Genomic DNA, 14054 nt, shown 5'->3' with positions numbered 1-14054 from the left:
AGGTAAAAAAAAATATTTATTTTTAGAAATAGCGATTTATTTGCCTACTAATGTTACAAATACTACAAAAATAATTGATCTTGTGATTATTAATGTTAAAAAAACAAGGATCATTAACATATATTTAAGATATTTGAGAGAACTAATCCTAAACTTTTTTTAAAATGAAAATTAACGTAAAGCATTTTTTGTGGCTTTTGTTGGTATTGTTTGTGCAAATAGCCAGTGCACAAGAAGGATCTATATCCGGTATTGTTACCGATGCAAAAAAAGTCCCTATTCCCGGAGTAAATATCGTTGTGAAACGAACAAAAGTCACCACTCAGACTGATTTTGACGGAAAATTTAAAATAACAGCAAATAAAGGAGATATTTTGATTGTGAGTTATGTAAGTCTTGCTACACTACAAATACCTGCCTCAAACGCAATGGACATAGAATTGGTAGAAACTCAAAACGAGCTTGAAGCAGTTCTGGTGGTAGGTTACGGAACACAAACCAAAAAGAATTTAACAGATAATATTGCCCGTGTAACCGCAAAAGATATTCAGCAAATACCGGTTTCTAACCTTCAGAATGCTTTGGTTGGTAAATTGGCAGGAGTACAGATTACGCAAACAAACGGTAAAGTCGAGGGCGGAATAAACATTAGAGTTCGTGGAGCGGCAAGTATTAGTGCAGGATCTCAGCCCTTGTATGTACTGGATGGGATTCCGTTAATTTCTGACGATGAATCCAGCAATGGTGCACCAACCAATCCATTACTAACTTTAAGTACGAGCGAAATTGAATCTATAGATGTCTTAAAAGATGCCTCTTCGGCGGCTATTTATGGGGCTCGTGGTGCAAACGGCGTTGTAATTATTACCACCAAAAAAGGAAAAGACGGTAAAGGTACTTTCTCGATCAATTTTTCTCAGGGGGTTAGCGAAGCTACTCATAAAAAGAAATGGCTAAACGCAAAACAATATGTTGAGTTGCTACAGGAAGCCGGAACAAATGTTAACGATCTGCAATCTGTAGAAGACGAATTAGAGTTTTTATCGCAAGGAACAGATTGGAGAAACGGAGCGGTAAACACAAACTGGCAAAACGAGGCCTTGAAAACCGGTTACACTACAGATGCTGATTTCTCTGTTTCCGGTGGCGATGATAAAACAAAATACTTTTTCTCCGGTTCTTACAACAAAACAATCGGAATTGTGGATAGTAATAGCTTAGAAAGGTTAACCGCAAGAAGCAACCTGTCACACAAAGTATCGGAGCGTTTTACAGCCGGAATGAATATTGGTTTTTCAAGATCATTAATCGACAGGGTTCAGGATGATAACTCCTTTACAACACCCTTGCAAGCTGTTGCCCAAGCGCCAATTTCGCAAGCCAGATTAGAAGACGGAACTGCAAACCCAAATACAGAATATGCCAATTACCTTTTGGCAAAAGACAATACTTTCTGGAAAACAATTATGAGAAGAGTTACCGGAAAAGTTTTTGGAGAATTAAAAATTCTATCCGCTTTAAAATTTAATTCTGATTTCTCTTATGACCTTTTAAGCCAGACAGAAGATTATTGGCAAGGAAAAAATGCTCCGTTTATGGCTACTGATGGTTCTGTTTTTGCGACTTCTGTAAATACCGAAAACTACGTTTTTAGTAACTATTTTACTTTCGACAAAACTTTTGCAGAAAAACATAGCATAAATGCCGTTGCAGGTATGGAGTTTAATAAATACAACAGAAGATATCAGGATGTAAACAGTATTTATTTCCCTAACGACAATTTTCAGACTGTAGATGGCGGAGCCGAAGTTAACGAAGGTCACGGTAGCGAAACTGATTATACCTTTGTATCTCAATTTGGACGATTAAATTATAGTTATGCCGGCAAATATTTGTTTAAAGCAAGTGTACGTCGTGATGGTTCTTCCCGTTTTGGAAAAAATAACCGATTCGGAATTTTTCCTGCATTCTCTGCAGGTTGGGTAATTTCTGAAGAAAGCTTTCTGAAAGACAATCCTGTTTTGAGTTATCTTAAAGTAAAAGGAAGCTGGGGAAAATTAGGAAATGCTGAAATTGGAAATTTTGCTTCGCGCCAACTATACAGACCAAATCCTTATAACCTAAAATCAGGTCTTACGTTTGATCAGGCAGGAAACAACGATCTTACCTGGGAAAAATCAACTCAGACAGATGTTGGTATTGAGATAGGGTTCCTGAACAAAATTTCGCTTGAAGTCGATTATTACAAAAAAGATACTGACGGATTACTTTTTGAAGTGCCTTTGCCGCTGAGTTCAGGTGAAGCTACGATTAATAAAAATATCGGAAAAATTAGAAGTGATGGTTTTGAGTTTACTTTGAATACTAAAAATATCGAAACAGAAGAATTTAAATGGAGCACCAGTTTCAATCTAACAACCAATCAATCTAAAGTAAAATCACTACCAAACAACAACACCGATATTATTACAGATTATACGATAAACAGAGTTGGCGAAAATATTTCTTCGTTCTACTTAGTCGAATATGCAGGAGTTGATTCGCAAAATGGAGATGCTCTTTTTGTAAAAAATACCAAAAATGCTGATGGAACTATTGACCGAAGCACTACAAATGATTATAGTGAGGCAAAAAGAGTTATTGCCGGAAATCCATTTCCAACCTTAATGTCCGGTTTAACAAACACGATAAACTATAAAGGCATCGATTTTACCTTTACTTTTCAAGGAGAATGGGGCGCCAGCATTTACAATTCGGCAGGAAGATACCAATCTACCGCTGCTGATTATTTTGACAATCAAACAGCAGACCAGTTAAATCGTTGGCAAAAACCAGGTGATATTACAGATGTACCACAAGCCAGATTCGAAGGCTCGAACGGAACACAGGAATCAACACGTTATTTAGGCAAGTCAGATTTTGTTCGTTTAAGAAATGTAACCTTAGGATATTCTTTACCAAAACAAACAGTAAAAGACATGGGAATGAGCAATTTGAGAGTTTATATTACAGCTGTTAATTTACTTACTTTTACCGGTTACAAAGGTACTGACCCGGAAGCAAGAAGAGATGATATTAGCAGAACGAGCCCAAGAGCCGGAGAAGATTTCTACTCAGCTCCGCCAGCGAGAACAATTGCTATGGGAGTAAATATTAATTTTTAAAACGAACAAGATGAAAGCAAATAAAATAATATTATATCTATTTTTCGCAGCCTTTTTTGCAAGTTGCGAAAATGAATTAAATATAGATCCTAAACAAACCGAAGATGCTTCTATAACTTTAAGCACAGAAGGCGGTGTATCGAATGTGCTTACCGGAACTTATGCCCTGGCAGCAAATGGTAATGCATACGGCGGAAGAATTTTACTCTATGCAGATTTATTAGGCGTTAGTGGTGCACTAAATACAACCGATTTTAGATGGAGGGGAACTTTTGGCGAATTAAGACAAATGTACATCAAGACCATGTTGTCTGACAATGTGATTATCGAAGGTACTTATGCCAGATGTTACGAAATAATTAATGCTTCGAATACCGTAATCGAGAACATCGACAAGGTAAAAGATCCGGCAAAACAAAAAGTAATGATTGGTGAAGCCAGCTTCCTGCGCTCTCTTGCTTATTTTGATCTGGTTCGTTTTTTTGCAAAACCATACGTTAGTGGTCAGGCAAATTCGCAATTGGGAGTTGTGATCAGACCCAATGCAATTTATGATTTCAGCGTTGACCTCTCAAAAGAAAGAAGTACCGTTGATGAAGTTTATAAAGTAATCCTTGATGGTTTAAATCTTGCTTACGCAAACCTACCAGCCGAAAACAGTTTTTATGCTGATAAATATGCGGCAAAGGCATTATTGGCCAGAGTATATTTGCAACAAGGCAATTATGCTCAGGCAAGAGATGCGGCCAATGATGTAATCGAGAACAGCGGCCATGGGTTATCGACAACCTATGCGGGCGCTTTTAATCACGATACAGATCAGACCGAAGATGTATTTGCCATACAAATAACAAAACAAACCGGAGTAAATGATGTAAATACCTTTTATGAGTCTGAAAATAACGGAGGTCGTGGCGGAGATTTTTCTATCAGAGATCATTATTTAGAAAAATTTAGCGATCCGGATGACAGAGCAACTTTTAATTATGAAAATGAGGCAAACGGAAGAATATTGACTTCAAAATTTACAGATCAGTTTGCCAATGTGGGAATTATTCGCCTTGCCGAAATGTATTTAATAAGAGCCGAAGCCAATTTTAGAGAAGGAACTGCCATTGGTAACTCGCCACTTGATGATATCAATATTATTAGAACCAGAGCAAAAGCAGATGATTTGTTGACCGTTACGCTGGACGATATTTTATTAGAACGCGAGTTAGAACTAGGAATGGAAGGATTTTTAATTCATGATATAAAAAGAACAAAACGCTCGATTGACATCAGTACAGATGGAGACGGGTCTGATTTGCTTCTTTTTGATGCCAACAGCCTGGTATTCCCTATCCCATTAAAAGAAACTGATGCAAACAAAAAAATCACTCAGAATCCGGGATATAGTAATTAACAAAATGATAATTAGGCGCTTTTAGCGACTTAAAAAATCATCTACAAACAAAAAACCATTCGCTGCGGCGAATGGTTTTTTAATTTTTAATAGAATTTATGATAATGCTGCAACAGCTGACGACACTACTTGTGAAGCGGTAATAGACAAAGTACGCTGATCTGAATAGCCCATAAAAAACGTATCTAATATTTCCTGAAAGATAGGATGAGCACCCTCAACCTGAGAAAACAACGTCATAGACGAACATAATTTGCGAGCTCCTAAATCTCCCAAAATCCCCTCGGCTGATTTTCTTTTAAAAGTCAGCAACATTTTTGAAATCTCTATCAAATGTTTTGCTAAAACAGGATGATCCAGAAATTCAGCAGCCTCTTTTAAGTCAGCAATCGCATAGAATTTTGAAATATTACTTGTTCCCAATCCTTTTATTTGAGGAAAAATAAACCACATCCAATGTGTTTCTTTTTTTCCTTTTTTTATTTCAGAAAAAGCAGTTAGATAGAGTTGATTTTGTGCCTCTAAAAAACGTGTCAGATCATTATTTGAGTAAGCCATTATAGTAGATTATTTTTATAAAAGTTAGTAAACCATTTACGGTCTTTGTTATTTCGTTACTTTAAATTGAAATAAAAACCTGTTTTAAAGATTTGTATAATTTCATTTTTAAAGACATTCAAAACTACGGCTGAACCTGATGAAAAAATTTATACAATTAATCTTGTTTATTATATAATTTATGACAGCCGCCTTAAAACAAAAAAAGTTGCAAGAACGCTCTTGCAACTTTTTTAAATCTTATCCCTGATTACAATTTTTTAGTCTCTAAAATCGTTCAATGATTTCTCGATAATCTCCAGACATTCCTCAATTTGAGCTTCGGTCATTACCAATGGTGGCGCTAATCTGATTTTATTACCGTGAGTTGGTTTTGCCAATAATCCGTTATCCCTAAATTTCAGGCAAATTTCCCAAGCCAGATCTGAATCCTCACCACAATTAATTACAATCGCATTTAGCAAACCTTTACCACGAACCAACGTAATTAGATTATTTCTTTCTGCAATTTCGTTTAGACCTTTTCTTAAAATTATTCCTAAACGTTCTGCATTTTCGGCAAGATTCTCCTCTTTAATTACTTCAAGGGCAGCAATTGCAACAGCAGCAGCTACAGGATTTCCACCAAAAGTAGATCCGTGTTGCCCCGGTTTAATAACATTCATAATTTCGTTATTGCATAAAACTGCCGATACAGGATAAACTCCGCCAGAAATAGCTTTTCCTAAAATTAAAATATCCGGTTGCACATTTTCATGATGTACCGCTAATAATTTTCCAGTACGTGCGATTCCGGTTTGAACCTCATCTGCAATAAACAAAACATTATGTTGCTCACACAATGCTTTCGCTTTTGCCAGATATCCTTCAGAAGGCACATAAACACCAGCTTCGCCCTGAATTGGCTCTACCAAAAATCCCGCTATATTTTTTGACGATTCTAAAACTTTTTCAAGAGCTTCTAGATTATCGTACTCAATTTTTATAAAACCATCTGTAAAAGGACCAAAGTTTTTACGCGCACCTTCATCATTAGAAAATGAAATGATTGTAGTGGTTCTACCATGAAAATTATTTTCGCAAACAATAACCTGCGCCTGATTTTCCGGAATACCTTTTACTTCATAAGCCCATTTTCTGCATATTTTAAGCGCCGTTTCGACAGCTTCGGCACCAGTATTCATTGGTAAAACCTTATCAAAACCAAAATACCTGGTAACAAACTCTTCATAATCTCCCAATTTGTCATTATAAAAAGCACGTGAAGTCAGCGTCAGTTTTTGCGCCTGATCCACCATTGCTTTTACAATTTTAGGATGACAATGCCCCTGGTTTACCGCAGAATAAGCAGATAAAAAATCATAGTATTTTTTTCCGTCTACATCCCAAACATAAACCCCTTCTCCTCTTTCCAGTACAACCGGAAGCGGGTGATAGTTATGAGCACCGTATTTATTTTCTTTTTCAATCAAAACTTCTGATTTTGACGAAAGTGATTGGTCAGCTTGTATCATGATCTATTTTCTTTTAAAGTGCAAAAGTATTAAATTTTATTTATTATCAGGACTTAAAAGTATTATTTTGACTTTTTACACCTGTTTACAAGTCAAAAATATCATTTTGTAGTCTTAATAAAATCAATTCTACTTATTTCGAAAAGAGTTTTATCCTGTTTTATTAAAAAAAATAATTACTTTTATAAATAGAATATTATGTTCTTTGGTTTGAATGAATAAAGAGAAGATATATGTAGTCCCTACGGGTAATGTCATTGGCTTCTGTCTCTCACGCGAAACCGTTAACGAGATATTTGTTTTTTTGTAAATTTGGATATTTGTATCGTTTTAGACGGATTAAAATCCATCCCTGCAAAATAATCCGAGCCGAAGGCTCTCAAAAATTCCGTAGGAATCACCTATCTTGTAGCAACGGATTTTAATCCGTTGATTGAAAATAAAAATCAACATAAAGTTCCATAGGAACGACATATAGTAAACGTTACAAAATGAATGAAAACTTCATTAAAGAAACGGAAAAATGGGCATTACTTTTATAAATAGAATATTATGTTCTTTGGTTTGAATGAATAAAGAGGAGATATATGTAGTCCCTACGGGCAATGTCATTGGCTTCTATCTCTCACGCGAAACCGTTAAACGAGATATTTGTTTTTTTGTAAATTTGGATATTTGTATCGTTTTAGACGGATTAAAATCCATCTCTACAAAATAATCCGAGCCGAAGGCTCTCAAAAATTCCGTAGGAATCACCTATCTTGTAGCAACGGATTTTAATCCGTTGATTGAAAATAAAAATCAACATAAAGTTCCATAGGAACGACATATAGTAAACGTTACAAAATGAATGAAAACTTCACTAAAGAAACGGAAAAATGGGCATTACTTTTATAAATAGAATATTATGTTCTTTGGTTTGAATGAATAAAGAGGAGATATATGTAGTCCCTACGGGCAATGTCATTGGCTTCTGTCTCTCACGCGAAACCGTTAAACGGGATATTTGTTTTTTTGTAAATTTGGATATTTGTATCGTTTTAGACGGATTAAAATCCATCTCTACAAAATAATCCGAGCCGAAGACTCTTAAAAATTCCGTAGGAATCACCTATCTTGCAGCAACGGATTTTAATCCGTTGATTGAAAATGAAAATTAACATAAAGTTCCATAGGAACGACATATAGTAAACGTTACAAAATGAATGAAAACTTCATTAAAGAAACGGAAAAATGGGCATTACTTTTATAAATAGAATATTATGTTCTTTGGTTTGAATAAATAAAAAGAAGATATATGTAGTCCCTACGGGCAATGTCATTGGCTTCTGTCTCTCACGCGAAACCGTTAAACGAGATATTTGTTTTTTTGTAAATTTGGATATTTGTATCGTTTTAGACGGATTAAAATCCATCTTTACAAAATAATCCGAGCCGAAGGCTCTCAAAAATTCCTTAGGAATCACCTATCTTGTAGCAACGGATTTTAATCCGTCGATTGGAAATGAAAATCAACATAAAGTTCCATAGGAACGACATATAGTAAACATTACAAAATGAATGAAAACTTCACTAAAGAAACGGAAAAATGGGTGCAACCGCTTTATTTAATTTTCCTTAATTTAATGACATTCCCTTAAAAATGTCCCGTAAGGACAACATCTATAACACAATAAACATCAAAAATAACTCAATTTAAAATAATGGACATATTAGACGAATTTGATATTAGCATCATTAAAGAACTGGAAAAAGATGGCAGAATGGCATTTTCTGCAATTGCGGCTAATTTAAAAATATCAAATACGATGGTGCATCAACGCATTAATCGCATGATCGAGCAAGGTGTTATTGGTGGGATAAAACCCATTATTCAAGAGAAGAAAATTGGCTATGACTGGGCTTCTTTTACAGGAATAACCCTGAATAAAGATTCTGATTCTGATCGAATAATCGAGGCGCTAAAAGAAATCCCTGAAATTACAGAATGTTATTATGTAACGGGTTCTTTCACATTGTACATCAAAATTATTGCAAAAAATCACGAACACATGCGAAGAATTCTTTACGAAAAAATCGATAGTATTCCGGGCATTGCAAAAACGGATTCTATTATTGAATTGGGTTGTGCTTTTAAACGAAATATTACATTGTAATGAGTTTTTAAGCACATATGTTATGTAATAAAATCATGATTTTTTTTGCGTTATCAGCTATTATTTAAATCTAAATACATGAAAAAACATCTTATTCTCAGATTTTCTATTGCCCGGATTATAGTCGTTCTGTCCCTATCGTTTAGCGGCTTTTTGCAAGCACAAACACCCAAAGGAAAATTATTCATTATTGGTGGCGGAGATCGATCTGATGCATTGATGAAACAAGTTTTAAATGTTGCTGATTTATCAAAAAAGGATTATATCGTGGTTTTACCCATGTCAAGCGAAGAACCTGACAGTTCGTTTGTTTACTTTAAAACACAAATGGTAAAACTTACACCAAATCCGATTGTAATGCTCAATTTTACTGCCGCAACGGCACAAAATAAGGTATTGACGGATTCTCTGCAAAAAGCAAAACTAATTTTTATAAGTGGTGGCGATCAGGTTCGTTTTATGAATGTGGTTCAAAACACTCCTGTAAAAACAGCCATACAAAAAGCATACGAAAACGGAAGTACCATTTCCGGAACAAGTGCCGGAGCAGCTGTAATGTCTGAGAAAATGATCACCGGAAATCAGAAATTACAGAAACAATACTCCGGAACTTTTGATAATATTCGATATGATAATCTTGAAACTACAGAAGGTTTGGGATTATTAAAAACTGCTATAATCGATCAGCATTTTTTAAAGAGAAACCGTTACAATCGACTGCTTTCGGCATTAGTCGAATTTCCTGCTTTGACCGGAATAGGAATTGATGAAAGCACTGCGATTATAGTTCGAAACAATCAAATTGAAGTTGCCGGAGAAAGTGAAGTTATTGTCGTTCGAAATCCCAAAGGAATATTGAAGGCTCAAAAAAACAATCTCATTTCGATCGAGAATCTACAGATGAGCATTTATACCGCAGGACAAAAATTTAATATCAAATAAGCATGTTCGATTACACTAAAATTATAAAACTAACCTTTATCTTTTGTTGTGTTAGTATTCAGATTTCGGCACAAAAAGGTACATTACAGGAAATTAATCGTCTGGAGAAATTAGCACAAAAAGTCGACATTATTCGGGATAAATGGGGAATTCCGCACATATACGGGAAAACCGATGCTGATGCTGTTTTTGGTCTGTTATATGCGCAATGTGAAGACGATTTTAAGCGAATAGAGATGAATTATATCGAAAAACTAGGACGTCTTTCTGAATTAAAAGGGCAATCGGTTTTATACAATGATTTAGAAATTCGTCTTTTAATTGATCCAGAAGAAGCAAAATCAGATTATAAAAAAGCACCTGTCTGGCTCCAAAAACTTTTGAACAGTTATGCTGATGCAATCAATTTTTATCTCTACAAACATCCTGAGGTAAAACCCGCACTTCTGACACATTTTGAGCCTTGGTTTCCGTTGCTGTGGACAGACGGAAGCATTGGTGCCATAAGTACAGCCGATCTTTCGACTGGAGAATTAAAAGCTTTTTATTCCGGAAACACTGATAAAGTAGCGTATGTTGAACGAGAGAAAAATGTGCAGACAGGATCGAATGGTTTTGCTTTTTCGCCCTCGAAAACCATTGACGGAAATGCCATTTTGTATATCAATCCGCACACCACATTTTATTTCAGACCCGAAGTTCAGATCACCAGCGAAGAAGGCTTAAATGTTTATGGAGCTGTAACCTGGGGACAATTTTTTATTTATCAGGGTTTTAATGAAAACTGCGGCTGGATGCACACCTCATCAAACGTTGATGTTGCTGATATGTATGCCGAGAAAATCATTACCAAAAATAACAAACTGTTCTACGAATTCGATAAAAAATTATTGCCCGTTATCCAAAAAGAGATTACGATTAAATATACGGAAGACGGAAAACTCATTGCAAAAAAATTCAAAACTTATTTTACCAATAACGGTCCTGTTATGGCAAAACGAGACGGAAAATGGATTAGCCTGAAATCCAACAATCGCTCTATGACCAGTTTGATACAAAGTTGGGTGAGAACAAAAGCAACTAGTTTTGAGGACTATAAAAAAGCGATGAATCTAAAAGCGAATACCTCAAATAATACTGTTTATGCAGACAGCAAGGGAAACATTGCCTATTGGCACGGGAATTTTATTCCCATACGAGATAAAAGTCTCAATTGGTCAAAAGTTGTAGACGGATCTGTTTCATCGACACAATGGAAAGGTCTGCATGAAGTCGACGAAACGGTTCATATCTACAACCCTACAAATGGCTGGCTCCAAAACTGTAACTCTACACCATATACCGTTGCAGGAGAAAATAGCCCCAAAAAAGAAGATTACTTACCTTATATGGCACCAGATGGAGAAAATTTCAGAGGTATAAATGCTGTACGTATTTTTAGCAATGATGACAACTATACTTTAGACAAAGTAATTGCTGACGGATATGATACTAAATTATCGATTTTCGAAATTCTGATTCCAAGTCTACTTACTGTTTTCGAGAAAAATATTAAACCTACAGATCCGGAATATGCTGAATTGACTGAACCGATTTCGATCCTGAAAAAATGGGATTATTATGCCAAGGAAAACTCCGTTGCCACAACACTGGCAGTTGAGTGGGCTTATAAATTAGATCCTATTATCTTAAAAGCCTACATTGATGAAGGAGAACCGGATCAGGTAGAAAATACTAAAAGTTTTGCTGCAACTGCAACCACACAGCAACTTATACCACAATTACAAGAAGTACTAAAAGATCTAAAATCAAAATGGGGAACCTGGAAAGTTGCCTGGGGTGAGGTAAATCGTTTTCAGCGTTCCGGTGGAGACCTTGATTTAAAATATGACGATTCTAAACCCAGTTTACCAATTACTTTTGGTCCCGGTTCATGGGGAAGTTTACCCTCGTTTAAAAGCAGCTACCAGCAAGATTCTAAAAAACGATACGGTTACAACGGAAACAGTTTTGTTTGTGCTGTAGAATTTGGAATAAAAGTGAGAGCCAAATCATTATTAGCAGGCGGAAACAGCGGCGATCCCGAATCTAAACATTTTAATGATCAGGCAGAAATGTACCAAAAAGGACAGTTTAAAGATGTCTTATTTTATAAAGAAGATGTTATTGAAAATGCGGAAAAGACATACCATCCCGGCGAATAATTTTTATCGTACAAATACCATACAGAAACCTTGGAAGAAATGTCTTTCGAGGTTTTTTTCTAACATAATATTTCTGATATTTGTTTAAAATTGTAAAACTATGAAAAATTCAGCCCTTCTCTTATTTGCTATTATACTGTTTTCTAACACTATAAATGCACAATTAAAAGCTGTAAAATATACAGATGGCACTCAGGCGTTAAACGGATTATTTGCAAAATCGGCCAAAAAAAGCAGCCAAAATCCGGGTATTTTACTGTTGCCGGCATGGCTGGGAATTGATAAAGCCTCCAAAGATATTGCCGAAAACTTATCTAAATCAGGCTATAATGTTTTCATTGCTGATATTTATGGCGAAGGAAACTATCCTACTAACACTACCGAAGCCGGAAAACAAGCAGGTTATTATAAAAAAAATTACGAAGTATACCAAAAACGTATCAATGCCGCTTTGCAGGAATTAATAAAGTCCGGAGCAAATGCTGATAATATTGTCGCTATAGGCTATTGTTTTGGAGGAACCGGAGTACTTGAAGCCGCCCGCGGACATTTGAATTTAAAAGGTGTTGCCTCATTTCATGGGGGTTTAGGCAAAGATGCAAGCCGGGCTGTAACGCCAATTACAACAAAAGTTTTGGTATGTCACGGTGCAGATGATCCGTTTGAATCTGCAGCAGAAATTACTGCTTTCCAACAGGAAATGCGTGACTCAAAAGCCGATTGGCAAATGATTTATTATGCCAATGCTGTTCACTCTTTTACAAATCCGGAAGCTGGAAGTGATAACTCAAAAGGGGCAGCATACAATGCCGTTGCAGCAAAAAGATCCTTCGAGCATTTACAACTTTTCTTAAACGAAGTATTAAAAAAATAGTATCTTACTATTGATACGCGCATTCTATACACTCTTAAATTTACATTAAACACAATATGAAAAAAATTGTAATTCTCTTATTAATTGGTACTGCCTTTTCATGCAAAAACCTTCAGTCGGCTGCATCAAAAGACAATTCAGACCCCAGCAAATACATAAAACTCATTTCTGAAAAAGATTTAAAAACAATGTTGTACGTTGTAGCATCTGACGAAATGGAGGGCCGTGAGACCGGATCTAAAGGACAAAAAAAGGCTGGCGTTTATATGATCGAGCAATACAAAAAAAATGGTGTTTCGTTTCCTAAAGGAGCAACAGATTATTACCAACATATTCCCGCTTCTTTCCTGAATGCCAGAAGAAATGAAAACTTACCGGATTCAGAAAATATTTGGGCATACATCGAAGGATCTACAAAACCTGATGAAGTGTTAGTAATCTCTGCACATTACGATCACGTGGGAATAAAAAATGGCGAAGTTTATAATGGTGCCGATGATGATGGTTCCGGAACTGTAGCCGTAATAGAAATGGCAAAAGCATTTGCAAAAGCTAAAAAAGACGGTCACGGACCCAAACGTTCTATCCTGTTTTTGCACGTAACAGGCGAAGAGCACGGATTGCATGGTTCTCGTTATTATTCTGAAAATCCATTATTTCCCATTGCTAATACCATTACAGATATCAACATTGATATGATTGGTCGCCGTGATGTAGAACATGAGAAAACCAACAATTATGTGTATGTAATTGGAGCCGACAGACTTTCGACAGATTTACACAACATTGTAGTGGCTCAAAATGAGAAATACATCAAATTAGATTTAGATTTTAAATTTAATGATCCAAAAGATCCTAATCACTTTTATGAGCGTTCAGATCATTATAACTTTGCAAAACATGGTATTCCGGCAGTTTTCTTCTTCAACGGAGTTCACGAAGACTACCACCAAAAAGGCGATGAGCCTCAAAAAATCGAATATGATGCTTTGACCAAAAGAACACAATTAGCCTTCTCTATCGCGTGGGATTTAGCCAATAGAGAGAACAGACCGGTAGTGGATAAAAAATAGGTTTAAGCTGCAAAGGTTCAAAGCCACAAAGGCGCAAAGGTTCAGAGGTTTAGTTTAGAGGTTTTCCCAAACGTTAAATCACAAAAAAAGGATGAGTTTTAACTCATCCTTTTTTTTGTTTATATATTTTAAAATTTAGAAGTCTCAAATTAAGTTTTAAAACC

General features: G+C 35.7%; 9 protein-coding genes. 7 read left to right on the top strand and 2 right to left on the bottom strand.

Translation table 11 applies throughout. The annotated features are described in order from the left end of the window. Positions 1–164 precede the first annotated feature (164 nt). Both B0A64_RS18775 and B0A64_RS18770 read left to right on the top strand, forming a co-directional pair. Positions 165–3164: a SusC/RagA family TonB-linked outer membrane protein gene (locus tag B0A64_RS18775; protein ID WP_089481033.1), complete on the top strand. Its 3000-nt coding sequence runs from the start codon at positions 165–167 to the stop codon at positions 3162–3164. A 10-nt stretch (positions 3165–3174) separates the two neighbouring features. Beyond that, on the top strand, positions 3175–4569 hold the full coding sequence (locus B0A64_RS18770) for a RagB/SusD family nutrient uptake outer membrane protein (RefSeq protein ID WP_089481032.1): 1395 nt from the start codon (positions 3175–3177) through the stop codon (positions 4567–4569). Positions 4570–4665: 96 nt separating this feature from the next. Here B0A64_RS18770 and B0A64_RS18765 read toward each other — a convergent pair whose 3' ends face one another. Continuing rightward, positions 4666–5127, bottom strand: coding sequence for a DUF1810 domain-containing protein (locus tag B0A64_RS18765; protein ID WP_089481031.1), 462 nt, complete (start codon positions 5125–5127; stop codon positions 4666–4668). 260 nt (positions 5128–5387) lie between these two features. Beyond that, positions 5388–6641 (bottom strand): ornithine--oxo-acid transaminase, encoded by a 1254-nt coding sequence (gene rocD / locus B0A64_RS18760; RefSeq protein WP_089481030.1) that lies wholly within the window; start codon positions 6639–6641, stop codon positions 5388–5390. A 1703-nt stretch (positions 6642–8344) separates the two neighbouring features. On the opposite strand from rocD, the gene B0A64_RS18750 reads away from it, so the two are divergent. The 5 genes from B0A64_RS18750 (at position 8345) to B0A64_RS18730 (ending at position 13890) form a co-directional block, all read left to right on the top strand. Continuing rightward, a complete protein-coding gene (locus tag B0A64_RS18750) occupies positions 8345–8797 on the top strand; it encodes an Lrp/AsnC family transcriptional regulator (protein WP_089481028.1) in 453 nt (150 codons plus the stop codon). A 78-nt stretch (positions 8798–8875) separates the two neighbouring features. Beyond that, positions 8876–9739: a cyanophycinase gene (locus tag B0A64_RS18745; protein WP_089481027.1), complete on the top strand. Its 864-nt coding sequence runs from the start codon at positions 8876–8878 to the stop codon at positions 9737–9739. 2 nt (positions 9740–9741) lie between these two features. Further along, the gene (locus B0A64_RS18740) at positions 9742–11943 is read left to right on the top strand and encodes a penicillin acylase family protein (protein WP_089481026.1); all 2202 of its coding nucleotides are present in this window, start codon (positions 9742–9744) and stop codon (positions 11941–11943) included. A gap of 100 nt (positions 11944–12043) precedes the next feature. Next, positions 12044–12817 carry a dienelactone hydrolase family protein gene (locus tag B0A64_RS18735; RefSeq protein ID WP_089481025.1) on the top strand — a complete coding sequence of 258 codons (774 nt, stop codon included), beginning with the start codon at positions 12044–12046 and terminating at the stop codon, positions 12815–12817. Positions 12818–12873: 56 nt separating this feature from the next. Further along, a complete protein-coding gene (locus tag B0A64_RS18730; RefSeq protein ID WP_089481024.1) occupies positions 12874–13890 on the top strand; it encodes a M28 family peptidase in 1017 nt (338 codons plus the stop codon). The last annotated feature ends 164 nt before the right edge of the window (positions 13891–14054 follow it).

The organism is Flavobacterium araucananum (assembly GCF_002222055.1).
Lineage (GTDB): Bacteria > Bacteroidota > Bacteroidia > Flavobacteriales > Flavobacteriaceae > Flavobacterium > Flavobacterium araucananum.
Note: the sequence above shows the minus strand (reverse complement) of the source record. Positions and strands in the feature narration are given on the sequence as shown.